This window comes from Bacillus sp. HU-1818, assembly GCF_022695965.1.
Taxonomy (GTDB): Bacteria; Bacillota; Bacilli; order Bacillales; family Bacillaceae; genus Bacillus; species Bacillus atrophaeus.
Genome location: NZ_JAAPBE010000007.1, coordinates 1 through 21114, shown reverse-complemented (window position 1 = coordinate 21114; position 21114 = coordinate 1). Strand labels below are relative to the sequence as shown.

At 41.8% G+C, this 21114-nt stretch carries 36 protein-coding genes and 1 rRNA gene; 33 read left to right on the top strand and 4 right to left on the bottom strand.

Annotation, left to right across the window (positions count from 1 at the left end; all coding sequences use genetic code 11):
* The 28 genes from rpsQ (at position 1) to GXP75_RS19980 (ending at position 15744) form a co-directional block, all read left to right on the top strand.
* Complete coding sequence (gene rpsQ / locus GXP75_RS20115; RefSeq protein ID WP_003178345.1) at positions 1-264, top strand: 30S ribosomal protein S17; 264 nt, start codon at positions 1-3, stop codon at positions 262-264.
* Positions 265-305: 41 nt separating this feature from the next.
* Entirely contained in the window at positions 306-674 is a 369-nt protein-coding gene (gene rplN, locus GXP75_RS20110; protein ID WP_003328280.1) for a 50S ribosomal protein L14, read from the top strand.
* 36 nt (positions 675-710) lie between these two features.
* Positions 711-1022, top strand: coding sequence for a 50S ribosomal protein L24 (rplX, locus tag GXP75_RS20105; protein ID WP_003328278.1), 312 nt, complete (start codon positions 711-713; stop codon positions 1020-1022).
* Between the two features lie 26 nt (positions 1023-1048).
* Positions 1049-1588 (top strand): 50S ribosomal protein L5, encoded by a 540-nt coding sequence (gene rplE, locus GXP75_RS20100; RefSeq protein WP_003328277.1) that lies wholly within the window; start codon positions 1049-1051, stop codon positions 1586-1588.
* Positions 1589-1610: 22 nt separating this feature from the next.
* Positions 1611-1796, top strand: a complete 186-nt coding sequence (rpsN, locus tag GXP75_RS20095) for a 30S ribosomal protein S14 (RefSeq protein ID WP_003156488.1) — start codon at positions 1611-1613, stop codon at positions 1794-1796.
* Positions 1797-1827: 31 nt separating this feature from the next.
* Positions 1828-2226, top strand: coding sequence for a 30S ribosomal protein S8 (rpsH, locus tag GXP75_RS20090; RefSeq protein WP_003328276.1), 399 nt, complete (start codon positions 1828-1830; stop codon positions 2224-2226).
* A 29-nt stretch (positions 2227-2255) separates the two neighbouring features.
* The gene (rplF, locus tag GXP75_RS20085) at positions 2256-2795 is read left to right on the top strand and encodes a 50S ribosomal protein L6 (protein WP_003328275.1); all 540 of its coding nucleotides are present in this window, start codon (positions 2256-2258) and stop codon (positions 2793-2795) included.
* A gap of 32 nt (positions 2796-2827) precedes the next feature.
* On the top strand, positions 2828-3190 hold the full coding sequence (gene rplR, locus GXP75_RS20080; protein WP_003328274.1) for a 50S ribosomal protein L18: 363 nt from the start codon (positions 2828-2830) through the stop codon (positions 3188-3190).
* Positions 3191-3214: 24 nt separating this feature from the next.
* On the top strand, positions 3215-3715 hold the full coding sequence (gene rpsE, locus GXP75_RS20075; protein ID WP_003328273.1) for a 30S ribosomal protein S5: 501 nt from the start codon (positions 3215-3217) through the stop codon (positions 3713-3715).
* A 13-nt stretch (positions 3716-3728) separates the two neighbouring features.
* Positions 3729-3908, top strand: coding sequence for a 50S ribosomal protein L30 (gene rpmD / locus GXP75_RS20070; RefSeq protein WP_003156497.1), 180 nt, complete (start codon positions 3729-3731; stop codon positions 3906-3908).
* Between the two features lie 30 nt (positions 3909-3938).
* Complete coding sequence (gene rplO / locus GXP75_RS20065; protein WP_003328272.1) at positions 3939-4379, top strand: 50S ribosomal protein L15; 441 nt, start codon at positions 3939-3941, stop codon at positions 4377-4379.
* Between the two features lies 1 nt (position 4380).
* Positions 4381-5676 carry a preprotein translocase subunit SecY gene (secY, locus tag GXP75_RS20060; protein WP_010787430.1) on the top strand — a complete coding sequence of 432 codons (1296 nt, stop codon included), beginning with the start codon at positions 4381-4383 and terminating at the stop codon, positions 5674-5676.
* A gap of 54 nt (positions 5677-5730) precedes the next feature.
* Complete coding sequence (locus GXP75_RS20055) at positions 5731-6384, top strand: adenylate kinase (RefSeq protein ID WP_242557720.1); 654 nt, start codon at positions 5731-5733, stop codon at positions 6382-6384.
* Positions 6381-7127 (top strand): type I methionyl aminopeptidase, encoded by a 747-nt coding sequence (gene map / locus GXP75_RS20050; RefSeq protein WP_003328268.1) that lies wholly within the window; start codon positions 6381-6383, stop codon positions 7125-7127. Before GXP75_RS20055 ends, map begins: the two co-directional genes overlap by 4 nt.
* An 8-nt stretch (positions 7128-7135) precedes the next feature.
* Positions 7136-7477 (top strand): KOW domain-containing RNA-binding protein, encoded by a 342-nt coding sequence (locus GXP75_RS20045; RefSeq protein WP_003328267.1) that lies wholly within the window; start codon positions 7136-7138, stop codon positions 7475-7477.
* A complete protein-coding gene (infA, locus tag GXP75_RS20040) occupies positions 7455-7673 on the top strand; it encodes a translation initiation factor IF-1 (RefSeq protein ID WP_003156508.1) in 219 nt (72 codons plus the stop codon). The genes GXP75_RS20045 and infA overlap by 23 nt, the downstream gene beginning before the upstream one ends.
* A 33-nt stretch (positions 7674-7706) precedes the next feature.
* Positions 7707-7820: a 50S ribosomal protein L36 gene (gene rpmJ, locus GXP75_RS20035; protein WP_003156543.1), complete on the top strand. Its 114-nt coding sequence runs from the start codon at positions 7707-7709 to the stop codon at positions 7818-7820.
* A gap of 22 nt (positions 7821-7842) precedes the next feature.
* On the top strand, positions 7843-8208 hold the full coding sequence (gene rpsM, locus GXP75_RS20030; protein ID WP_003328266.1) for a 30S ribosomal protein S13: 366 nt from the start codon (positions 7843-7845) through the stop codon (positions 8206-8208).
* Between the two features lie 20 nt (positions 8209-8228).
* Complete coding sequence (gene rpsK / locus GXP75_RS20025; protein ID WP_009966385.1) at positions 8229-8624, top strand: 30S ribosomal protein S11; 396 nt, start codon at positions 8229-8231, stop codon at positions 8622-8624.
* Positions 8625-8800: 176 nt separating this feature from the next.
* Entirely contained in the window at positions 8801-9745 is a 945-nt protein-coding gene (locus GXP75_RS20020; protein ID WP_003328264.1) for a DNA-directed RNA polymerase subunit alpha, read from the top strand.
* A gap of 76 nt (positions 9746-9821) precedes the next feature.
* The gene (rplQ, locus tag GXP75_RS20015; protein WP_003328263.1) at positions 9822-10184 is read left to right on the top strand and encodes a 50S ribosomal protein L17; all 363 of its coding nucleotides are present in this window, start codon (positions 9822-9824) and stop codon (positions 10182-10184) included.
* A 138-nt stretch (positions 10185-10322) separates the two neighbouring features.
* The gene (locus GXP75_RS20010) at positions 10323-11168 is read left to right on the top strand and encodes an energy-coupling factor ABC transporter ATP-binding protein (protein WP_242557719.1); all 846 of its coding nucleotides are present in this window, start codon (positions 10323-10325) and stop codon (positions 11166-11168) included.
* A complete protein-coding gene (locus GXP75_RS20005) occupies positions 11144-12013 on the top strand; it encodes an energy-coupling factor ABC transporter ATP-binding protein (protein ID WP_150225137.1) in 870 nt (289 codons plus the stop codon). The genes GXP75_RS20010 and GXP75_RS20005 overlap by 25 nt, the downstream gene beginning before the upstream one ends.
* The gene (locus GXP75_RS20000) at positions 12010-12807 is read left to right on the top strand and encodes an energy-coupling factor transporter transmembrane component T family protein (protein ID WP_214919232.1); all 798 of its coding nucleotides are present in this window, start codon (positions 12010-12012) and stop codon (positions 12805-12807) included. Before GXP75_RS20005 ends, GXP75_RS20000 begins: the two co-directional genes overlap by 4 nt.
* A gap of 9 nt (positions 12808-12816) precedes the next feature.
* Entirely contained in the window at positions 12817-13560 is a 744-nt protein-coding gene (truA, locus tag GXP75_RS19995) for a tRNA pseudouridine(38-40) synthase TruA (RefSeq protein WP_242557718.1), read from the top strand.
* A gap of 159 nt (positions 13561-13719) precedes the next feature.
* On the top strand, positions 13720-14157 hold the full coding sequence (gene rplM / locus GXP75_RS19990) for a 50S ribosomal protein L13 (RefSeq protein ID WP_003328257.1): 438 nt from the start codon (positions 13720-13722) through the stop codon (positions 14155-14157).
* Between the two features lie 20 nt (positions 14158-14177).
* Complete coding sequence (rpsI, locus tag GXP75_RS19985; RefSeq protein WP_242557717.1) at positions 14178-14570, top strand: 30S ribosomal protein S9; 393 nt, start codon at positions 14178-14180, stop codon at positions 14568-14570.
* A 406-nt stretch (positions 14571-14976) separates the two neighbouring features.
* Positions 14977-15744: a class I SAM-dependent methyltransferase gene (locus tag GXP75_RS19980; RefSeq protein ID WP_214919230.1), complete on the top strand. Its 768-nt coding sequence runs from the start codon at positions 14977-14979 to the stop codon at positions 15742-15744.
* Between the two features lie 16 nt (positions 15745-15760).
* Here the strand turns inward: GXP75_RS19980 and GXP75_RS21670 are convergent, their stop codons facing one another.
* The gene (locus GXP75_RS21670; protein ID WP_242557716.1) at positions 15761-15928 is read right to left on the bottom strand and encodes a DinB family protein; all 168 of its coding nucleotides are present in this window, start codon (positions 15926-15928) and stop codon (positions 15761-15763) included.
* Entirely contained in the window at positions 15921-16049 is a 129-nt protein-coding gene (locus GXP75_RS21465; protein ID WP_277990813.1) for a hypothetical protein, read from the bottom strand. Before GXP75_RS21465 ends, GXP75_RS21670 begins: the two co-directional genes overlap by 8 nt.
* Before the next feature lie 221 nt (positions 16050-16270).
* Between GXP75_RS21465 and GXP75_RS19970 the strand changes: the two genes are divergently transcribed.
* The 3 genes from GXP75_RS19970 to GXP75_RS19960 all read left to right on the top strand — a co-directional run bounded on the left by GXP75_RS19970 (position 16271) and on the right by GXP75_RS19960 (position 18627).
* Positions 16271-16714, top strand: a complete 444-nt coding sequence (locus GXP75_RS19970) for a DUF2521 family protein (protein ID WP_061570370.1) — start codon at positions 16271-16273, stop codon at positions 16712-16714.
* A 58-nt stretch (positions 16715-16772) separates the two neighbouring features.
* A complete protein-coding gene (gene cwlD, locus GXP75_RS19965; RefSeq protein WP_242557715.1) occupies positions 16773-17486 on the top strand; it encodes an N-acetylmuramoyl-L-alanine amidase CwlD in 714 nt (237 codons plus the stop codon).
* Between the two features lie 82 nt (positions 17487-17568).
* Positions 17569-18627 (top strand): Mrp/NBP35 family ATP-binding protein, encoded by a 1059-nt coding sequence (locus tag GXP75_RS19960; RefSeq protein WP_242557714.1) that lies wholly within the window; start codon positions 17569-17571, stop codon positions 18625-18627.
* A 35-nt stretch (positions 18628-18662) separates the two neighbouring features.
* On the opposite strand, the gene gerD is transcribed toward GXP75_RS19960, so the two are convergent.
* Positions 18663-19220, bottom strand: coding sequence for a spore germination lipoprotein GerD (gene gerD / locus GXP75_RS19955; RefSeq protein WP_061570367.1), 558 nt, complete (start codon positions 19218-19220; stop codon positions 18663-18665).
* Positions 19221-19327: 107 nt separating this feature from the next.
* Between gerD and kbaA the strand changes: the two genes are divergently transcribed.
* Positions 19328-19924, top strand: a complete 597-nt coding sequence (gene kbaA, locus GXP75_RS19950) for a KinB-signaling pathway activation protein (RefSeq protein WP_010787441.1) — start codon at positions 19328-19330, stop codon at positions 19922-19924.
* A 1-nt stretch (position 19925) separates the two neighbouring features.
* Here kbaA and pdaB read toward each other — a convergent pair whose 3' ends face one another.
* A complete protein-coding gene (gene pdaB, locus GXP75_RS19945) occupies positions 19926-20690 on the bottom strand; it encodes a polysaccharide deacetylase family sporulation protein PdaB (protein WP_214919226.1) in 765 nt (254 codons plus the stop codon).
* Positions 20691-21045: 355 nt separating this feature from the next.
* Between pdaB and GXP75_RS19940 the strand changes: the two genes are divergently transcribed.
* A 16S ribosomal RNA gene (locus tag GXP75_RS19940) occupies positions 21046-21114 on the top strand; the annotation flags it as partial.

Here is a 21114-nt window from a genome sequence, read left to right as displayed (position 1 = left end):
ATGAGCGAACGTAACCAACGCAAAGTTTACCAAGGCCGTGTTGTTTCTGACAAAATGGATAAAACCATTACTGTTGTTGTAGAAACTTACAAAAAACATTCACTTTACGGTAAACGCGTAAAATACTCAAAGAAATTCAAAGCACATGATGAAAATAATCAAGCTAAAATCGGAGACATCGTTAAGATCATGGAAACTCGTCCATTATCTGCGACTAAACGTTTTCGTCTAGTTGAAGTTGTCGAAGAAGCTGTTATTATCTAATAAAGTTCGGAATTATGTTTTCCGAAGGGAGGTAACAAAAAATGATTCAACAAGAGACTCGTTTAAAAGTAGCTGACAACTCTGGCGCTCGTGAAGTACTTACTATTAAAGTTCTTGGTGGTTCTGGACGTAAAACGGCTAATATTGGTGATGTAATTGTTTGCACGGTTAAACAAGCAACACCAGGAGGCGTTGTCAAAAAAGGTGAAGTCGTAAGAGCTGTTATCGTTCGCACGAAAAGCGGAGCGCGCAGAAAAGACGGATCATACATCAGCTTCGATGAGAATGCATGTGTTATCATCCGTGACGACAAAAGCCCGCGTGGAACTCGTATCTTCGGACCGGTTGCTCGTGAATTACGTGAAAACAACTTTATGAAAATTGTTTCTCTAGCTCCAGAAGTTATTTAATGAATTAAATGCCTTAGTCAAGGAGGTGCGATCAGGATGCATGTTAAAAAAGGCGATAAAGTAATGGTTATCTCTGGTAAAGATAAAGGCAAACAAGGAACGATCCTTGCTGCTTTCCCTAAAAAGGACCGCGTTTTAGTTGAAGGTGTGAACATGGTGAAGAAACACTCTAAACCAACTCAAGCAAACCCTCAAGGCGGTATTTCTAATCAAGAGGCGTCAATTCATGTATCAAACGTTATGCCGCTCGATCCTAAAACAGGTGAAGTGACTCGCGTAGGATACAAAGTGGAAGATGGCAAAAAAGTTCGTGTAGCAAAGAAATCTGGGCAAGTCTTAGATAAATAGTATTAAAAGGAAGGGAGGTCTATCTCATGAACCGCCTTAAAGAAAAGTACACAAAAGAAATTACACCTGCATTAATGACAAAGTTCAATTATGATTCTGTCATGCAAGTGCCTAAAATCGAAAAAATCGTAATCAACATGGGTGTTGGTGACGCTGTTCAAAACGCTAAAGCAATCGACAGTGCTGTTGAAGAATTAACGTTTATCGCAGGTCAAAAACCTGTCGTTACTCGTGCGAAGAAATCAATTGCTGGATTCCGTCTTCGTGAAGGAATGCCGATCGGTGCGAAAGTAACTCTTCGCGGAGAGCGCATGTATGATTTCCTTGATAAACTAATTTCTGTATCTTTACCGCGTGTACGTGACTTCCGCGGGATTTCTAAAAAATCTTTCGACGGTCGCGGTAACTACACACTTGGTATTAAAGAACAGTTAATCTTCCCTGAAATTGACTACGATAAAGTAACAAAAGTTCGCGGAATGGACATCGTTATCGTAACGACAGCTAATTCTGATGAAGAGGCTCGTGAGCTATTAACTCAAGTAGGTATGCCATTCCAGAAATAATCAATGAAAGGGAGGCGAAATCGTGGCTAAAAAGTCTATGATTGCGAAACAACAACGCACACCAAAGTTTAAAGTACAAGAGTACACTCGCTGCGAACGCTGCGGGCGTCCGCACTCAGTTATTCGTAAATTTAAACTTTGCCGTATTTGTTTCCGTGAACTTGCATATAAAGGACAAATTCCTGGCGTGAAAAAAGCCAGCTGGTAAACCCCGTTAATGGGAAGGAGGTTATTAAATAATGGTTATGACAGATCCAGTTGCAGATATGCTGACTCGCATTCGTAATGCAAACATGGTGCGCCATGAGAAGCTTGAAATCCCGGCTTCTAAATTGAAGAGAGAAATTGCTGAAATTTTAAAGCGTGAAGGTTTCGTTCGTGACGTTGAGTTCGTAGAAGACAGCAAACAAGGTATCATCCGCGTTTTCTTGAAATACGGCCAAAACAACGAGCGCGTTATCACTGGTCTTAAAAGAATCAGCAAACCAGGTTTGCGTGTTTATGCTAAATCTAATGAAGTACCTCGTGTACTTAACGGTCTTGGAATTGCAATTCTTTCTACATCACAAGGTGTTTTGACGGACAAAGAAGCTCGTGCAAAACAAGCTGGTGGAGAAGTTCTAGCATACGTTTGGTAAGAAGTTTAACATGAATGGAGGTGTTTGGTATGTCTCGTGTAGGTAAGAAGTTACTTGAGATTCCTTCTGAAGTTACAGTTACGTTGAACAACGACAATACTGTAGCAGTGAAAGGACCAAAAGGAGAATTAACTCGTACGTTTCATCCTGATATGGAAATTAAAATAGAGGACAATGTGCTTACAGTCGCTCGTCCTTCTGATCATAAAGAGCACCGTGCATTGCATGGTACTACTCGCAGTCTGCTTGGAAACATGGTTGAAGGTGTATCTAAAGGTTTTGAAAGAGGTTTGGAATTAGTCGGTGTCGGTTATCGTGCAGCTAAATCCGGAAATAAACTTGTTTTAAACGTTGGGTACTCTCATCCTGTTGAGATCGTTCCTGAAGAAGGCATCGAAATCGAAGTTCCTTCTCAAACTAAAGTAGTCGTGAAAGGTACAGACAAAGAACGTGTAGGAGCTACTGCTGCTAACATTCGCGCTGTCCGCTCTCCAGAGCCTTACAAAGGTAAAGGAATCCGCTACGAAGGTGAAGTTGTTCGCCGTAAAGAAGGTAAATCTGCTAAGTAAGACCGTTTAAAGTGAAGAAAGGAGTGACCTAGATGATTACGAAAACAAGCAAAAATGCTTCTCGTCTTAAAAGACATGCTCGTGTTCGCGCAAAACTTTCGGGTACTGCTGAAAGACCTCGTCTTAATGTTTTCCGTTCAAACAAGCACATTTATGCTCAAGTCATCGATGATGTGAATGGTGTTACACTTGTAAGTGCATCTACTCTTGATAAAGATTTGAACATTGAAAGCACTGGCGATATTTCTGCTGCTACTAAAGTCGGAGAACTAGTTGCGAAACGCGCTGCTGAAAAAGGCGTTTCAAACGTTGTGTTTGACCGCGGCGGATACTTATACCACGGACGTGTAAAAGCGCTGGCTGATGCAGCTCGCGAAGCTGGACTTAAATTTTAATAAAAGAAGGAGGGACACATGACTATGCGTCGTATTGACCCAAGCAAATTAGAGTTAGAAGAACGCTTAGTTACGGTTAACCGCGTAGCGAAAGTTGTTAAAGGTGGTCGTCGTTTCCGTTTCGCAGCTCTAGTCGTTGTCGGCGACAAAAACGGTCACGTAGGATTCGGTACTGGTAAAGCGCAAGAAGTACCAGAAGCGATCCGTAAGGCTGTTGAAGATGCGAAAAAGAATTTGATTGAAGTACCAATGGTTGGAACTACAATTCCACACGAAATCATCGGACGTTTCGGTGCAGGTAACATCTTGTTAAAACCTGCTTCTGAAGGTACTGGAGTTATTGCTGGAGGCCCTGTACGTGCGGTACTTGAGCTTGCTGGTGTAGCTGACATCCTTTCTAAGTCTTTAGGTTCTAACACACCGATCAACATGATTCGTGCAACACTTCAAGGTTTAAGTGAGCTTAAGCGTGCTGAAGATGTTGCGAAGCTTCGTGGAAAATCTGTAGAAGAACTGTTAGGATAAGGAGGGAACATTAATGGCTAAATTAGAAATTACCCTCAAACGCAGTGTAATCGGTCGTCCGGAAGATCAGCGTGTTACTGTGAGAACGCTTGGTTTAAAGAAAACTAACCAAACAGTTGTTCATGAAGATAACGCAGCGATCCGCGGAATGATTAACAAAGTATCTCATTTAGTTTCTGTTAAAGAACAATAAAAATAAATTATAGGCTAAGGAGGTGTCCTAATGAAACTTCATGAATTAAAGCCTTCAGAAGGTTCACGTAAAACGCGTAACCGCGTAGGTCGTGGTATTGGTTCTGGTAACGGTAAAACAGCTGGTAAAGGTCACAAAGGTCAAAACGCTCGTTCTGGCGGCGGTGTACGCCCAGGATTCGAGGGGGGGCAAATGCCTTTATTCCAACGTCTTCCTAAACGCGGTTTTACAAACATCAACCGTAAGGATTACAGTGTAGTCAACTTAGATAAATTAAACGGTTTTGCAGAAGGAACGGAAGTAACTCCTGAACTTCTTCTTGAGACTGGTGTTATAAGCAAACTTAATGCAGGAGTAAAGATTCTTGGCAACGGTAAATTAGAGAAAAAATTAACTGTAAAAGCCAATAAATTCTCTGCTTCTGCGAAAGAAGCTGTTGAAGCTGCTGGCGGTACAGCTGAGGTGATCTAACTTGTTTAAGACAATCTCCAACTTTATGCGTGTGAGTGATATTCGGAATAAAATCATATTCACTTTACTCATGCTTATCGTCTTTCGCATAGGTGCGTTTATTCCTGTACCTTATGTTAACTCTGAGGTATTACAGGCACAGACTCAAATGGGTGTATTTGATCTCCTTAATACATTTGGCGGCGGGGCGCTTTACCAATTCTCTATTCTTGCAATGGGAATTACCCCTTATATCACTGCTTCAATCATCATTCAGCTTCTACAGATGGATGTTGTGCCAAAGTTTACCGAGTGGTCTAAGCAAGGTGAAGTCGGCCGCCGTAAATTAGCTCAGTTTACGAGATACTTTACAATTGTGCTTGGTTTTATCCAAGCATTAGGTATGTCATATGGATTTAACAATCTCGCCAATGGCGCGCTGATTCAAAAATCCGGTATATCCACATACCTAATTATTGCTTTAGTGCTCACGGCTGGAACTGCTTTTTTAATGTGGCTTGGAGAACAAATTACATCACATGGAGTAGGCAACGGAATTTCGATCATCATCTTCGCGGGGATTGTGGCTAGTATTCCGAAAACAGTTGGGCAGATATATGAGACTCAATTTGTCGGCGGCGATGATCAGCTATTTATGCATATTGTAACAATCGCTCTTTTAGTAGTTGCGATTTTAGCAGTGATTGTTGGAGTTATTTTTATTCAGCAAGCCGTTAGGAAAATTGCGATTCAATATGCTAAAGGCACAGGTCGTTCACCTGCTGGCGGAGGACAGTCAACACACCTTCCGCTTAAAGTGAATCCTGCAGGGGTTATTCCGGTAATCTTTGCGGTTGCGTTTCTTATAACGCCGCGTACGATCGCGTCATTTTTTGGATCAAACGATGTTACAAAGTGGATTCAAGCAAACTTTGATAACACGCACCCGGTTGGTATGATTGTATATGTTGCTTTAATTATTGCCTTTACGTACTTTTATGCTTTTGTCCAGGTTAATCCTGAACAAATGGCTGATAATCTTAAAAAACAGGGTGGCTATATCCCGGGGGTTCGTCCAGGGAAAATGACTCAAGATAGAATTACGAGCATTTTGTATCGACTTACGTTTGTGGGTTCTATATTTTTAGCCGTGATTTCCATTCTTCCTATCTTTTTCATTCAATTCGCTGGATTGCCTCAAAGTGCGCAAATTGGCGGTACATCTTTGTTAATTGTTGTCGGAGTAGCCTTAGAGACAATGAAACAACTAGAAAGCCAGTTGGTGAAACGAAACTATCGAGGTTTTATGAAAAATTAGAGGAAATGGTTTACCCATTCCCTCTAAAAAAAGAGAAGACGGGGGAAATCCGAAATGAACTTAGTCTTAATGGGGCTTCCTGGTGCCGGTAAAGGTACACAGGGCGAACGAATTGTTGAAGATTATGAGATACCTCATATCTCAACAGGAGATATGTTTCGTGCTGCTATGAAAGAGGAAACATCACTCGGACTCGAAGCAAAATCTTATATTGATAAGGGAGAGCTCGTACCTGATGAAGTCACAATCGGCATTGTCAAAGAAAGACTCGGCAAGGATGATTGTGAAAGAGGTTTTCTTCTGGACGGATTTCCGCGAACAGTCGCTCAAGCTGAAGCTCTTGAAGCAATTCTTGAGGAATACGGCAAACCGATTGATTATGTCATCAACATTAAAGTAGATAAAGATGCTTTAATGGAACGTCTGACTGGACGCAGAATTTGCAGTGTTTGCGGCACAACCTATCATTTAGTCTTTAATCCGCCGAAAACGCCGGGTATTTGTGATAAAGACGGAGGCGAACTCTATCAACGGGCAGATGATAATGAGGAAACCGTCTCTAAACGGCTTGAGGTAAACATGAAGCAAACTCAGCCTTTACTCGATTTTTATTCTGAGAAAGGATCTCTTGTTAACGTCAATGGCCAACAGGACATTAAAGACGTTTACGGTGATATTAAAGAGCTTCTTGGAGGATTGAATAAATGATTATCTGTAAAACCCCACGTGAACTTGATATCATGCGGGAAGCAGGGCGAATCGTGGCTTTGACTCATGAAGAGATGAAAAAGCACATTAAACCAGGTATCTCGACAAAAGAATTGGATCAAATTGCCGAACGTTTTATAAACAAGCAGGGTGCAATCCCATCTTTTAAGGGGTATAATGGGTTTCGCGGGAGCATTTGTGTATCAGTTAATGAGGAACTCGTTCACGGGATCCCTGGTGACAGGGTGCTGCGTGACGGTGACATCATCAGTATTGATATCGGTGCAAAATTAAATGGTTATCATGGTGACTCTGCTTGGACATATCCTGTAGGAAACATCAGTGATGATGATAAAAAACTGCTGGAAGTGACAGAGGAGTCTTTATATAAAGGCTTGCAGGAAGCAAAACCAGGTGAACGTTTGTCGAATATTTCCCACGCAATACAAACATTTGTCGAAAATGAGCAGTTTTCAGTTGTTAGGGAGTATGTTGGACATGGTGTTGGTCAAGACTTGCATGAGGACCCGCAAATTCCTCATTACGGTCCGCCAAACAAAGGGCCTCGGCTAAAACCTGGTATGGTTCTGGCTATTGAACCAATGGTGAACGCTGGCAGCCGCTATGTGAAAACATTGGCTGATAACTGGACTGTTGTAACGGTAGATGGGAAAAAGTGTGCTCATTTTGAACATACAATTGCGATTACGGAAACGGGTTTTGATATACTGACAAAAGTCTAGGTGATGAGATGATTCCGAAGACAGTTGTTTTTCCGCCTGAAGTAGGGCAGATTGTTCGGATCAAACAGGGTCGGGAAACAAATCAGCTTGCTGTTGTCATAAGAATTGTTGATCATCATCATGTACTAATAGCAGACGGAGAAAAGCGTACTTTTCATTCTCCTAAGAAAAAGAATATCAATCATTTAACCCTTTATGATTGCGTATCTCCGGAAGTTCAGAACAGTATAAACGAAACAGGGCGTGTGACAAACGGAAAACTGAGATTTTCTCTTTTGAAATTTGTCAGAGAGCAAGTTACTGATTTGAAGAAGGGAGAACACTTGAATGGCGAAAGACGATGTAATTGAAGTGGAAGGTACGATAGTCGAAACGTTGCCAAACGCGATGTTCAAAGTTGAACTTGAGAATGGTCATACAGTTTTGGCTCATGTATCTGGTAAAATCCGCATGCACTTCATTCGCATTTTACCTGGAGACAAAGTTACGGTAGAATTATCTCCATATGACTTAACTCGTGGTAGGATTACGTACCGTTACAAATAAAGCACTCCGGAAACTGAAGGAGGTTGGAAACACATGAAAGTGAGACCATCAGTTAAACCAATCTGTGAAAAATGTAAAGTTATTCGCAGAAAAGGAAAAGTAATGGTGATCTGTGAAAATCCAAAGCATAAACAAAAACAAGGATAATTTATAAGGAGGTGCCCAGAGAATGGCTCGTATTGCTGGTGTAGATATCCCACGTGACAAACGTGTTGTTATTTCATTAACATATGTCTTCGGAATTGGCCGCACAACGGCTCAACAAGTCTTGAAAGAGGCTGGTGTTTCAGAAGATACTCGTGTACGTGATTTAACTGAAGATGAACTTGGTAAAATCCGTGATGTTATTGACAAACTTAAAGTAGAAGGTGACCTTCGCCGTGAAGTTTCTCTTAACATCAAGCGTCTGATCGAAATCGGAAGCTACCGCGGAATTCGCCATCGCAGAGGATTGCCTGTTCGCGGACAAAACTCTAAAAACAACGCGCGTACTCGTAAAGGTCCGCGTCGTACTGTAGCTAACAAGAAAAAATAAGTAAGGGAGGTACCTAAACAATGGCTGCTGCTCGTAAATCTAACACGCGTAAACGTCGCGTGAAAAAGAATATTGAGTCTGGAATCGCTCATATTCGTTCAACTTTCAATAACACGATCGTTACGATCACTGATACTCATGGTAATGCTATTTCTTGGTCAAGTGCCGGAGCTCTAGGTTTCAGAGGATCTCGTAAATCTACTCCTTTTGCTGCGCAAATGGCTGCTGAAACAGCTGCTAAAGGATCAATCGAACACGGACTTAAAACTCTAGAAGTTACTGTTAAAGGACCTGGTTCTGGTCGTGAAGCTGCTATCCGTGCACTTCAAGCTGCCGGACTAGAAGTCACTGCTATCAGAGACGTAACTCCTGTTCCTCATAACGGATGCCGTCCACCAAAACGTCGCCGCGTGTAATTTGTTTGTATAGATTTTGTGTCCCTGTCAATAATGGGTTATGATACAGTTATTTATGAAACGAATGCACCGACTCGTTGCCTGAGCACATACGGGACTAAACAATGGGGAATTTCGGATGGAATCTCATATGATTCTATTCGAGGTTTCGACGTTTTGAAGGAGGGTTTTAAGTAATGATCGAGATTGAAAAACCAAAAATCGAAACGGTTGAAATCAGCGACGATGCCAAATTTGGTAAGTTTGTCGTAGAGCCACTTGAGCGTGGATATGGTACTACTCTGGGTAACTCCTTACGTCGTATCCTCTTATCCTCACTTCCTGGTGCCGCTGTAACATCGATCCAGATAGATGGTGTACTACACGAATTCTCGACAATTGAAGGCGTTGTGGAAGATGTAACAACAATTATCTTACACATTAAAAAGCTTGCATTGAAAATTTACTCTGATGAAGAGAAGACGCTTGAAATTGATGTACAGGGTGAAGGTACTGTAACAGCAGCTGATATTACACACGATAGTGATATTGAGATCTTGAATCCTGATCTTCATATTGCAACTCTTGGTGAGAATGCGAGTTTCCGAGTTCGCCTTACCGCTCAAAGAGGACGTGGGTATACACCTGCTGATTCAAACAAAAGAGACGATCAGCCAATCGGCGTGATTCCTATCGATTCAATCTTTACGCCAGTTTCTCGTTTATCTTATCAGGTAGAGAACACTCGTGTAGGCCAGGTTGCAAACTATGATAAACTTACACTTGATGTTTGGACTGATGGAAGCACTGGACCTAAAGAAGCGATTGCGCTTGGTTCAAAGATTTTAACTGAACACCTTAATATTTTCGTTGGGTTAACTGACGAAGCTCAGCATGCTGAAATTATGGTTGAAAAAGAAGAAGATCAAAAAGAGAAAGTTCTTGAAATGACGATTGAAGAATTGGATCTTTCTGTGCGTTCTTACAACTGTTTAAAGCGTGCGGGTATTAACACGGTTCAAGAGCTTGCGAACAAGACGGAAGAAGATATGATGAAAGTTCGTAATCTAGGTCGCAAATCACTTGAAGAAGTGAAAGCTAAACTAGAAGAACTCGGACTCGGCCTTCGCAAAGACGATTGACTAGTTTCGATGTGAACTAGGATTTTCGTGTGTTTTTTATTTCAGAACAGCATTCCAATAAAGGAGGGGACATCACATGTCATACAGAAAACTAGGACGTACGAGTGCACAGCGTAAAGCTATGCTTCGTGATCTTACAACTGATTTGATCATCAACGAAAGAATCGAAACAACTGAAACTCGTGCGAAAGAACTTCGCTCAGTAGTTGAAAAAATGATCACGCTAGGCAAGCGCGGTGACCTTCATGCTCGCCGTCAAGCTGCTGCTTACATCCGCAACGAGGTTGCCAATGAAGAAAATAACCAAGATGCACTTCAAAAATTATTCTCTGACGTTGCAACTCGTTACGAGGAGCGCCAAGGTGGATACACACGTATTATGAAGCTTGGTCCTCGCCGTGGTGACGGAGCACCAATGGCAATTATCGAATTGGTTTAATCACATATCTTTGTGTATCTAAAGAAGGGCGGGACAGTTTCTAACTGGATCTATGCCCTTTTTTTAGATACAAAAGCTTTTTGTACGAGAAGATGAAGAGAAAAGCAGAGTTTTAGTTGAGAGGAGGCCAGGCTGTCCATGAATGAAAAACACTTGATATCAGTAAATGACATTACTTTTCGGTATCGAAAAGATGCAGAAAGACCGGCACTTGACCGTGTATCCCTGCAAGTGTATGAGGGCGAATGGCTTGCAATAGTTGGTCACAATGGTTCTGGGAAGTCAACGCTGGCCAGGGCATTAAATGGCTTAATTATGCCTGAGACAGGTGAGATTGAGGTAGGCGGCATACCGCTGACTGAGGAATCAGTTTGGGATGTTCGAAAAAAGATTGGAATGGTCTTTCAAAATCCGGATAACCAATTTGTCGGAACGACGGTTCGCGATGATGTGGCTTTTGGTTTAGAAAACAATGGTGTACCGCGGGAAGAAATGATAGAGAGAGTAGACTGGGCGACAAAACAAGTCAACATGTTTGATTTTCTCGATCAAGAGCCGCACCATCTCTCCGGAGGCCAAAAGCAAAGAGTTGCGATTGCGGGAGTTCTCGCCGCACGTCCTGATATTATTATTTTAGATGAAGCAACCTCTATGTTAGATCCGATTGGCAGAGAAGAAGTGCTTGAAACGGTAAGACATTTAAAAGAGCAAGGCATGGCCACAGTTATATCCATCACCCATGATTTGAACGAGGCTGCTAAAGCTGACAGAATCATTGTGATGAATGGCGGCAGGAAGTATGCTGAGGGACCGCCTGAAGAGGTTTTTCGATTAAATGAGGATCTTGTTCAAATCGGCCTTGATCTGCCCTTCTCATTCCAGCTCAGCCAACTGTTGAAAGAAAGCGGAGTGGCACTGGAAGGAAACCATCTGACTCAGGAAGGGCTGGTGAAAGAGCTATGGACATTACGATCAAAGATGTAGAGCATCGCTATCAGGTGAAAACGCCGTTCGAACGGCTTGCCTTATATGATATCAATGCTTTGATTAAGGAAGGAAGCTATGTGGCAGTAATAGGGCACACAGGTTCCGGCAAATCAACTCTTCTTCAGCATTTGAATGGACTGCTGAAGCCGACAAAAGGACAGATATCACTGGGGGATACTGTGCTTCAAGCCGGTAAAAAAAATAAGCAGCTTAAAGCCCTTCGGAAAAAAGTCGGAATCGTTTTCCAATTTCCGGAGCATCAACTATTTGAAGAAACAGTTTTGAAAGATATTTCTTTTGGTCCAATGAACTTCGGCGTGAAAAAAGAAGATGCTGAACAGAAAGCCAGAGAAATGTTAAAACTTGTCGGGCTGTCTGAGGAACTTCTTGATCGGTCACCCTTTGAATTAAGCGGCGGACAGATGCGCCGAGTCGCAATAGCCGGTGTTCTTGCCATGGAGCCGGAAGTGCTTGTCTTAGATGAACCGACAGCCGGACTCGATCCAAGAGGGCGTCAAGACATTATGGACATGTTCTATGAGCTTCATACCAGAGGTAATTTGACGACTATACTTGTCACCCACAGTATGGAGGACGCTGCTGCGTACGCCGATGAAATGATTGTGATGCACCAAGGGACAATTAAAGCAACGGGAACTCCCCGGGATTTATTTGCAAAGGGTGAAGAAATGTCAGGTTTGGGTCTTGATCTTCCTGAAACGATTAAATTTCAAAGGCAGCTGGAGACGGCACTCGGCGTTAAATTTGAAAAGCCTATGCTGACCATCGAAGACGCTGCAGCCGAAATCCGCGCTCTCTTTCAGGAGGAGAAAACCTTATGATGGATAGCATGATTATCGGCAAGTATGTACCCGGTTCTTCACTTGTTCACCGTTTGGATCCAAGAACAAAGCTGATTACCATCTTTATGTTTGTTTGTATTGTTTTTTTTGCTAATAATGCACTGACGTATGCTTTGCTTGGTGTGTTTACGTTTGGTGTTGTCTCATTAACGAGAGTCCCATTTCACTTTTTGCTGAAGGGTTTAAAGCCGATTATATGGATTGTGCTGTTTACATTTCTGCTTCATATTTTAATGACGCGAGAGGGACCGGTCCTCATAGACCTGGGACTCTTCAAAATCTATCAAGGCGGACTTGTTCAGGGGATTTTTATTTCTCTCAGATTTGTGTACCTCATCTTAATAACCACACTTCTGACTTTGACCACAACGCCGATTGAAATAACAGACGGAATGGAACAGCTGCTTCACCCTTTTAAAAAGGTCAAGCTTCCCGTCCACGAGCTTGCACTCATGATGTCGATTTCTTTACGTTTTATACCGACTTTGATGGAAGAGACGGATAAGATTATGAAGGCTCAGATGGCAAGAGGGGTGGACTTCACAAGCGGTCCTTTCAAAGACAGAGTAAAGGCAATTGTTCCATTGCTTGTTCCGCTGTTTGTCAGTGCGTTTAAACGGGCGGAGGAGCTTGCTGTCGCCATGGAAGCGAGAGGCTATCAAGGCGGAGAAGGACGTACGAAATACAGAAAGCTTGTATGGACGGGGAAGGATACAGCAGTAATCCTTACTCTTGTACTTTTGGCTGTTCTGTTACTTTTCTTAAGGTCGTAGAGGTGCCGTATGAAAATGAAATGCACGATTTCTTATGATGGACATTTGTTTAACGGATATCAGGTACAGCCGGGAAAAAGGACGGTTCAGGCTGAGCTTGAGAAAGCCTTGGCCATTCTCCATAAGTCTGAAGACAAGGTTCCGGTGATTTCTTCCGGAAGAACGGATAGCGGGGTTCACGCGGCCGGACAGGTCATTCATTTTGATACCCCGTTATCTATTCCGGCGGAGAGATGGCCGTATGCATTAAACGCATTGCTTCCGGGAGATATCGCCGTAAAAACGGCAGAACATGCGGATGATGGGTTCCATGCGCGATTTAGCGCCGTCAAAAAAGAGTACCGCTACTTTGTGTACACGGAAAAACACCCGGACGTATTTAAACGGCATTACGCTTACCATTTTTCATATCGTCTCAATGTGCAGAAAATGAGAGAAGCATCAGAGCACCTTATAGGCACTCATGATTTTACGAGCTTTTGCTCCGCTAATACAGAAGTGCGGGATAAAGTCAGGACTATTTATGAACTGGACTGGACCGACACAGATGACGGTTTGCAAATGCGGATTGTAGGGAGCGGTTTTCTATACAATATGGTCAGAATTATCGCGGGCACGCTGTTAGATGTCGGTACTGGAAAATTTTCCACAGACGATATGAAAGGCATGCTTGATGCGAAAGACCGAGAAGCTGCGGGGCGTACAGCACCCGGGCATGGACTGTATTTATGGCACGTTTACTATGACAACTAAACCAGGTGTAACATTTTCTTGACAGAGTCTGCATAAAGTTATAAGATATCATATGGTATGTATTTCAACCCCACGATAAGCCCCGGAACTTATTGTGTTGTGAAATAGAACGTAACAGAAGTTTATTGAAAATGACAGATTATTTAGGAGGGAAATTCAATGCGTACAACACCTATGGCTAATGCAAGTACAATTGAACGTAAATGGCTTGTTGTTGATGCTGCTGGCAAGACTCTAGGACGTCTTTCTACAGAAGTTGCATCAATCCTTCGCGGAAAACACAAACCAACTTACACACCACACGTTGACACTGGAGATCATGTGATCATCATCAACGCTGAACAAATCGAGTTAACTGGTAAAAAGTTAACTGACAAGATCTACTACCGTCACACTCAGCATCCAGGCGGTTTGAAATCTAGAACTGCTCTTGAGATGCGTACAAACTACCCTGAGAAAATGCTTGAGCTTGCGATCAAAGGCATGCTTCCAAAAGGTTCTCTAGGTCGTCAAATGTTCAAGAAATTGAACGTATACCGTGGTTCTGAGCATCCACACCAAGCACAACAACCTGAAGTTTACGAACTTCGCGGTTAATTAAAAGGGAGGTTACCAATTTGGCACAGGTTCAATATTACGGTACTGGCCGTCGTAAAAGCTCTGTAGCGCGCGTGCGTTTAGTTCCAGGAGAAGGCCGTATCGTCGTTAATAATCGTGAAATCAACGAATACATTCCATTTGAAGCGTTAATCGAAGATATTAAACAACCTTTAACTCTGACTGAAACAGCTGGAACCTATGATGTTTTAGTAAGTGTTACAGGAGGCGGTTTCGCTGGACAATCTGGCGCAATCCGTCACGGTATCGCTCGTGCTTTGCTTGAAGCAGATCCTGAATACCGTTTAACTCTTAAACGCGCTGGACTTCTTACTCGTGACTCAAGAATGAAAGAGCGTAAGAAATACGGACTTAAAGGCGCACGTCGTGCACCTCAGTTCTCAAAACGTTAATTTCATCTTGTCAAAAGACTCTCACCCTTTATGGGCTGGGGGTCTTTTTTTTGTCTGAACATAACTCCGCTGAACTCGGGGGAACAACCATATGGTTTCCCAAGTAAGAATGTGTCATTCACTGTATCAGTAATCTGCATATCCCTTTTTTCTTTTACAGGAAGAGCTGGAGAAACTGATTACCTCCTCACTAAATTTTCAGCGGGAGTTCTGGCAAGTACGGCTAAATTTGTTATCTCAGACTTATTTGAGTAACCAAAGCACTCCGATTTATATAAAGAGCAAGAAACCTAAAACTCAATTGTTGCGAATTTTTGAATTTTTTTCTAATTTCAAAGAGGGATAGCGATGAAAATCTAGAAATATTTGATATACTCTATACGACTATGACTAAGGAGCACGATTCATGAACTCGCTAGTAACACACAACAGTAAGGCATGGGATAATAAAGTAGAATCAGGCAGTGAATGGACTGTTGCTGTAGAAAAAAGGATCATTGAAAAAGCCAAAAACGGGGAATGGGATATAAGGTTAACGCCGACTAAGGATGTTCCAAAGGAGTGGTTCCCGTCTGTAAAGGGCCTAAAAGTGCTTTGTTTAGCTGCGGGCGGAGGCCAGCAAGGCCCAATTTTAGCTGCGGCGGGGGCAGACGTTACTATCTTAGACAATTCAGAAAAACAGCTTCATCAGGATCAATATGTGGCTGAACGTGACGGCCTTACATTACATACTGTAAAAGGAAGCATGAATGATCTTGGGCGCTTTAAGGATGAATCGTTTGATTTCATTGTACATCCCGTCTCAAATGTCTTTATTGATAATGTGCTGCCGGTATGGAAAGAAGCGCATCGGGTACTGAAAAAAAACGGCACATTGATTTCCGGCTTTGTCAATCCGGTGGTGTTTCTCTTTGATATTGAGTTAGAAAAGCAAGGCATTTTAAAAGTGAAGCACTCCATCCCTTACTCCGATTCAGCAGACCTTCCAAAGCAAAAAGTAAAAGAACTTATCCAAAACAATGAAGCACTTGAGTTTGGACATTCATTAGAAGACCAAATCAAGGGACAGATTGATGCTGGATTTATGATTTCGGGCTTTTATGAAGATAAAGGCGGTTTTGTATTGGACGAGTATATTAATACATACTCAGTGACAAGAAGCATTAAAGTGTGAAATCAACAGCATCCTCTTATTGGATGCTGTTTTCTGGGGAGGCAGTTATAACATTCTGTTGAAAAAGTTTGCTGCCACAGGAGGGATTCCGAGTTCTCTTGCCCAAACAGACAGCTGGCCGATGATGGATTTCATGGGTCATGACGTGTCTTAGAATGTCGGCTATACTAAATTGTTTAGCCATCCAGCTTACTGTAACCTGAATACACTCCATCCTCTTCCCCGCAGCTGTTAATTACCTCAACTACATCTGACCGATAATCCATTGAAAGCTGTTTGATTGCTGATGCTTTTAAAGTATACATACAGTGTCTTTAGTATGCTCCCATAACGCTCGTTCTACCCTTTAGTTATTCTTCTTCGCTTATTTGCTCGGCAAATAGTTTACTCAGTTAAAACTCACCTCTGTTATTAAATTCACTCATTTTTTTTACAGACACCTTCTTTTGGCGGAATTTCCATCTGAATGCGGGCATGGTTTTCACAGCCCAGCTTCAAAATAAATGTTAAAAGGAGGGTGCGTTATATGGCAGAGGTTTTATCATTTATAGAAGTAAAACGCCAGAAAGATTTTGAACTTGAAAAAAATTTACTCAAAGAACTCTCGCTTAGGCAGATCATTCAGTCTGTAAAAGCTTGTCTCACACCGTTATTTCCATTTCTGCATGACGAAAGGGATATCATCAGTGAAGGCTGTATAGATTTTGCTATAGAAGCTTACCTATTAGGAGGGCGCTTTGGTATTTTCGGTTATTACGGAGAATCCATGCAAAGCATCAATGCCCGCTCTGAAAGGGAAGAGGAAGAATTGCGGTTGGAGTTTTTTGATTATCTATATAATTGGACACACGAGCAATACTCCACTTTTGATAAAAAAATGGTTTATGAAGCCTCACGTCAATTTATTAAAGACTGGTGGACGGAGGGCTTTACCCAAAGAGAAAAACAATGTAAGCTTCGCATGAGGTAATCATAATTCCCGACCCTGTCCCATATTTATAAATAACGGACAAGCGGGAGGGAAAGGGATGAGGAAAAAGCTTAAATGGTTCAGTTTTTTGCTAGGCTTCATCATATTACTGTTTTTATTTAAATATCAATTCAACAATAATGATTCCTGGAAGCCATGGAGTCTGCCTTTGAGCGGGAAGATCATTTACCTGGATCCGGGGCATGGCGGACCGGATGGAGGAGCTGTCGGCGGAGAGCTTTTAGAGAAGGATATTACACTTGAGGTTGCTGACAGGGTAAGGGATTATCTGCAAGAGCAAGGCGCCCTCGTCATTATGACCAGAGAAAGTGATACTGATTTGGCTCCTGAGGGCATGAAAGGTTATAGCAGACGAAAAGCTGAAGATTTAAGAAAACGTGTGTCACTGATCAATAAATCAGAGGCGGAACTCTATATCAGCATCCATCTCAATGCAATCCCGTCTCAAAAATGGAGCGGGGCACAAAGCTTTTATTATGGAAAATACAAAGAAAATGAAAAAGTAGCGAAATACATTCAAGACGAGTTAAGAACCAATCTGGAAAATACAACCCGAAAAGCAAAGCGGATTCACGGGATATACTTAATGCAAAATGTAACAAAACCTGGGGCGCTTATAGAAGTCGGCTTTCTATCCAATCCCGGGGAAGCGAAACAGCTGGGGAAACCAAAATATCAAGATAAGGTCGCCTCTTCTATATATAAAGGCATATTAAGGTATTACACTGAAAAAGGAGACCCTCCGGAATAAGGAGGGTTTTCTGATGCGGTCCTTACTGTTTATGTATGATATAATAACGTTTGTAAACGAATACACAAAAGGGTGAGGTTCGATGATAAGAGAAGATGAAGTAAGAAAGATAGTTGGGGAAATGCGCGAACCTTTTCTTCAAAGACCTCTGGGAGAATTGGATGCAGTAAAAGAAGTGAAAATAAAGCCTGAAAAGCAGCATGTCAGCGTGAAAGTTGCTCTTGCTAAAACGGGTACTGCTGAACAAATGCAGATCCAGCAAGAAATTGTAAATGTGCTAAAAGGTGCAGGAGCTGAAACTGTCGGACTTCGTTTCGAAGAACTGCCTGAAGAAATTGTTGCGAAGTTCAGAGCGCCCTCTGCGGAGAACGAAACGCTGTTAAATAGGGATCAGCCGCCGGTATTTCTTGCGGTAGCAAGCGGGAAAGGCGGAGTAGGCAAATCAACAGTATCTGTAAATCTGGCTATTTCTCTTGCACGGCTTGGAAAAAAAGTCGGATTGATTGATGCTGATATTTATGGATTCAGTGTCCCGGATATGATGGGTATCACAGTACGGCCAACCGTAGAAGGAGAAAAATTACTTCCTGTCGAAAGGTTTGGAGTAAAGGTCATGTCTATGGGTTTCTTTGTAGAAGAAAATGCTCCGGTTGTATGGAGAGGACCTATGCTGGGCAAAATGCTCAACAACTTTTTCAATGAGGTCGAGTGGGGAGAAGTAGACTATATTGTTCTTGATCTGCCGCCTGGTACTGGCGATGTGGCCCTTGATGTTCATACTATGCTTCCGAGCTGTAAAGAAATTATCGTATCCACACCGCATCCGACTGCTGCATTTGTAGCCGCACGGGCCGGATCTATGGCCATAAAAACCGATCATGAGGTCGTAGGTGTTATTGAGAATATGGCATATTATGAAAGTGCAAAAACTGGTGAAAAAGAGTATGTCTTTGGAAAAGGCGGAGGAGATAAGCTTGCAGAAGAGCTGAAAGTGCCGCTGCTTGGCAGAATTCCTTTGAAACAGCCTGATTGGAATAAAGACCAGTTCGCGCCATCTGTCTATGATAGAAGCCACCCTATCGGTGAAATTTATTACGAGATTGCAAAAGAAGTTGCTGAGAAAGCTTCTGTTAATGCATAAAGGGGAACCGGGATGATGTAATCCCGGTTACCGTCTTATTCTTTTTCTTTAGCAGAACTGCTGGCTGCTTTTTTTAATTCATCCTCGAATTGTTTCTTGTATAAAGGGCTTGAAAGGGTTTCAGTGATTACTTCCTCTAAGTAACTGCGGAATTCTTGGCTCTTTGCAAGCTCGCTGTATTTTTTATTCATTTCAGGATCCTGCATAATCTGCATCAGCATTTTTTGATAATCAGGATCTTTCATCAGCTTTTTAATGACTTTTTCATGTTCAGATTGAAGAGTTTTAGCAAAGCTCTCGGAAAACTTCGTGTCTTCAAAGATGTTCTTCCAGAAATCTGCGCCCTTTTTAGATGTCAGTGTTTTCTCTATCGTTGACTTAATCGCATCCTGATCAATCACCAACGCTTCATTCATCGCATCATCGTTTAATAATTCCTTAATCGCTTTTTTTCCATCATCTGTCTTTAATATATCGACAACCATTTTTTTAGTCTGGTCATAATCCATATCCGCTGCTTGGTCTTTTGGAGCGCAAGCTGTTACAGATAATAATAAAAAACAGCTTATCAATAGCGTTTTGGCTTTTGACATGCTTAAGCTCCTTTCACATACTTGTCTTACTTTTAATATGAAGAATCCGTCTGAAAATATACATAACAAAATATCGCTATTTGCGATTTTTAGGGGTTGGATAAGAAATGAAAAGCCGTGGACTTGTTCGTTTTTTCTTTTCTATATTGGCAGTAGGCGCACTTATCACGAGTATCGTTGGTTTTGCATTAAAATGGGGAGAATACAAAGAATTGTTTATAAACCTGGAGATAGGTGAGATCTTCTCTGTATTATTGTGGTTTGTAGGGGTGGGCATGATATTCAGCGTAATCAGTCAGATGGGCTTTTTTGTGTTTTTAACGGTTCATCGTTTTGCACTGGAAATCCTAAGATCCTCATCGTTATGGAATTGGCTCCAATTGTTTTTAATCTTATTTGTAGCATTTGATTTAATGTATGTTCGGTTTTTATTTTTTGGAGGCAGCGGAGAGTCCATCATAGGCTATGCCTGGCTGCCGTTGTTTTTGCTGGTGTTTGGATTGCTTGCGGCATATATGAAGCAAAAGCAGTCCTCAAAAAAAACATTTATATCATCTCTGTTCTTAATGGTTGTCATCACTGCTTTAGAATGGTTTCCGGCTCTAAGAGTAAATGAAGAGGACTGGCTTTATTTAATGCTCTTTCCTTTAATGGGCTGTAATGCTTTTCAATTGCTGATGCTGCCTAAGTTTGCGGAGAAATAACTCATTTGATTTCTGAAGATTTAGCTTCGGTATTTGCAATGAGATCCCCGACGGAGACATTTTTTAATCCTTTTTCTTTTAAACGGTTTATAATTTCCGGTAAAGCCTCTTCAGTCTGTTTTGCGGAATCTGAGGCGTGTAAAAGGACGATGTCTCCGCCCGCAAGCTGGCTGCTTACATTATCAATAACTTTTTGAACGCCCGGATTTGTCCAGTCGTGTGAGTTAATACTATAGTGAACGACAGTATAATCATACTGGTTCGCAATCTTCAATACATCTTTGTTGAATTGTCCGGTAGGCGGTCTTAATAGATGCACATCTTTAATGCCTAATTTTTCAAATGCGTTCTGAGCCCGGACAATATCTTTCTTAATATCGCTGTTCTCCAGATTTGCGTAGTTTTTATAAGCGTAACCCATGCTCCCTATTTGGTGGCCGTCCTTTACGATGCGTGCAACTGTGTCAGGATGACGCTCTGCCCAAGAGGCAGATAAAAAAAACGTCGCGTTTTTAATTCCGTTGGTTTTCAGGGTGTCGAGAATAGGTAAGGCTCTTTCGTCTCCCCAGCTGATATCGAAGGTGAGAGAAACAGAATCAGACTTTGTTTCTCCTTTATAAATTGCTTTTGGACCACTGTCAGTCGAAAATACAGGAAGGGGAACTGCTTTTTGTATATAAAAGAAACCGGCTGTGGCAAAAGCTGCGATGATGATAATGATTATTTGTTTTACACGTTTTATATGCCACACATAAAAATGATTCACCAGATGACGCCTCCTTATCTTGTCCATAATCCTTGCTTAATCGTATGAAACAAGCCGGACAAATATAACAATCAAAAAGACTTTGAAAAAAAACGAAATTAACTGTTGACCTTTTTAAAGAAACCATGGTATATTATTATTCGTCGCTGATGAACAGCAGACAAAACATAAAAGCTTCAAAATAACTTTTAAAAAAGTTGTTGACATAAAAGAAGCTGAATGGTATAGTAATAAAGCTGCTTCAAACGAAGCGGACAAGATGATCTTTGAAAACTAAACAAGACAAAACGTACCTGTTAATTCAAAGTTTTAACATAAAAATCGCACAGCAATGTGCGTAGTCAGTCAAACTACTTTATCGGAGAGTTTGATCCTGGCTCAGGACGAACGCTGGCGGCGTGCCTAATACATGCAAGTCGAGCGA

Excerpts from the sequence above, each read along its gene's own strand:
- GXP75_RS19970 (WP_061570370.1), top strand. The coding sequence starts at position 16,271 with ATGGCAGAGGTTTTATCATTTATAGAAGTAAAACGCCAGAAAGATTTT.
- rpmJ (WP_003156543.1), top strand. The coding sequence starts at position 7,707 with ATGAAAGTGAGACCATCAGTTAAACCAATCTGTGAAAAATGTAAAGTT.
- GXP75_RS20045 (WP_003328267.1), top strand. The coding sequence starts at position 7,136 with ATGATTCCGAAGACAGTTGTTTTTCCGCCTGAAGTAGGGCAGATTGTT.
- rplF (WP_003328275.1), top strand. The coding sequence starts at position 2,256 with ATGTCTCGTGTAGGTAAGAAGTTACTTGAGATTCCTTCTGAAGTTACA.
- GXP75_RS20020 (WP_003328264.1), top strand. The coding sequence starts at position 8,801 with ATGATCGAGATTGAAAAACCAAAAATCGAAACGGTTGAAATCAGCGAC.
- rpsE (WP_003328273.1), top strand. The coding sequence starts at position 3,215 with ATGCGTCGTATTGACCCAAGCAAATTAGAGTTAGAAGAACGCTTAGTT.
- cwlD (WP_242557715.1), top strand. The coding sequence starts at position 16,773 with ATGAGGAAAAAGCTTAAATGGTTCAGTTTTTTGCTAGGCTTCATCATA.
- rplE (WP_003328277.1), top strand. The coding sequence starts at position 1,049 with ATGAACCGCCTTAAAGAAAAGTACACAAAAGAAATTACACCTGCATTA.
- GXP75_RS20055 (WP_242557720.1), top strand. The coding sequence starts at position 5,731 with ATGAACTTAGTCTTAATGGGGCTTCCTGGTGCCGGTAAAGGTACACAG.
- GXP75_RS20005 (WP_150225137.1), top strand. The coding sequence starts at position 11,144 with ATGGACATTACGATCAAAGATGTAGAGCATCGCTATCAGGTGAAAACG.
- GXP75_RS20010 (WP_242557719.1), top strand. The coding sequence starts at position 10,323 with ATGAATGAAAAACACTTGATATCAGTAAATGACATTACTTTTCGGTAT.
- rplM (WP_003328257.1), top strand. The coding sequence starts at position 13,720 with ATGCGTACAACACCTATGGCTAATGCAAGTACAATTGAACGTAAATGG.
- GXP75_RS19960 (WP_242557714.1), top strand. The coding sequence starts at position 17,569 with ATGATAAGAGAAGATGAAGTAAGAAAGATAGTTGGGGAAATGCGCGAA.
- rpsM (WP_003328266.1), top strand. The coding sequence starts at position 7,843 with ATGGCTCGTATTGCTGGTGTAGATATCCCACGTGACAAACGTGTTGTT.
- infA (WP_003156508.1), top strand. The coding sequence starts at position 7,455 with ATGGCGAAAGACGATGTAATTGAAGTGGAAGGTACGATAGTCGAAACG.
- rplO (WP_003328272.1), top strand. The coding sequence starts at position 3,939 with ATGAAACTTCATGAATTAAAGCCTTCAGAAGGTTCACGTAAAACGCGT.
- GXP75_RS21670 (WP_242557716.1), bottom strand. The coding sequence starts at position 15,928 with ATGGCTAAACAATTTAGTATAGCCGACATTCTAAGACACGTCATGACC.
- rplR (WP_003328274.1), top strand. The coding sequence starts at position 2,828 with ATGATTACGAAAACAAGCAAAAATGCTTCTCGTCTTAAAAGACATGCT.
- kbaA (WP_010787441.1), top strand. The coding sequence starts at position 19,328 with ATGAAAAGCCGTGGACTTGTTCGTTTTTTCTTTTCTATATTGGCAGTA.
- rplQ (WP_003328263.1), top strand. The coding sequence starts at position 9,822 with ATGTCATACAGAAAACTAGGACGTACGAGTGCACAGCGTAAAGCTATG.
- rplX (WP_003328278.1), top strand. The coding sequence starts at position 711 with ATGCATGTTAAAAAAGGCGATAAAGTAATGGTTATCTCTGGTAAAGAT.
- rplN (WP_003328280.1), top strand. The coding sequence starts at position 306 with ATGATTCAACAAGAGACTCGTTTAAAAGTAGCTGACAACTCTGGCGCT.
- GXP75_RS20000 (WP_214919232.1), top strand. The coding sequence starts at position 12,010 with ATGATGGATAGCATGATTATCGGCAAGTATGTACCCGGTTCTTCACTT.
- truA (WP_242557718.1), top strand. The coding sequence starts at position 12,817 with ATGAAAATGAAATGCACGATTTCTTATGATGGACATTTGTTTAACGGA.
- rpsQ (WP_003178345.1), top strand. The coding sequence starts at position 1 with ATGAGCGAACGTAACCAACGCAAAGTTTACCAAGGCCGTGTTGTTTCT.
- GXP75_RS19980 (WP_214919230.1), top strand. The coding sequence starts at position 14,977 with ATGAACTCGCTAGTAACACACAACAGTAAGGCATGGGATAATAAAGTA.
- GXP75_RS21465 (WP_277990813.1), bottom strand. The coding sequence starts at position 16,049 with ATGTATACTTTAAAAGCATCAGCAATCAAACAGCTTTCAATGGATTAT.
- rpsH (WP_003328276.1), top strand. The coding sequence starts at position 1,828 with ATGGTTATGACAGATCCAGTTGCAGATATGCTGACTCGCATTCGTAAT.
- rpsK (WP_009966385.1), top strand. The coding sequence starts at position 8,229 with ATGGCTGCTGCTCGTAAATCTAACACGCGTAAACGTCGCGTGAAAAAG.
- map (WP_003328268.1), top strand. The coding sequence starts at position 6,381 with ATGATTATCTGTAAAACCCCACGTGAACTTGATATCATGCGGGAAGCA.
- gerD (WP_061570367.1), bottom strand. The coding sequence starts at position 19,220 with ATGTCAAAAGCCAAAACGCTATTGATAAGCTGTTTTTTATTATTATCT.
- rpmD (WP_003156497.1), top strand. The coding sequence starts at position 3,729 with ATGGCTAAATTAGAAATTACCCTCAAACGCAGTGTAATCGGTCGTCCG.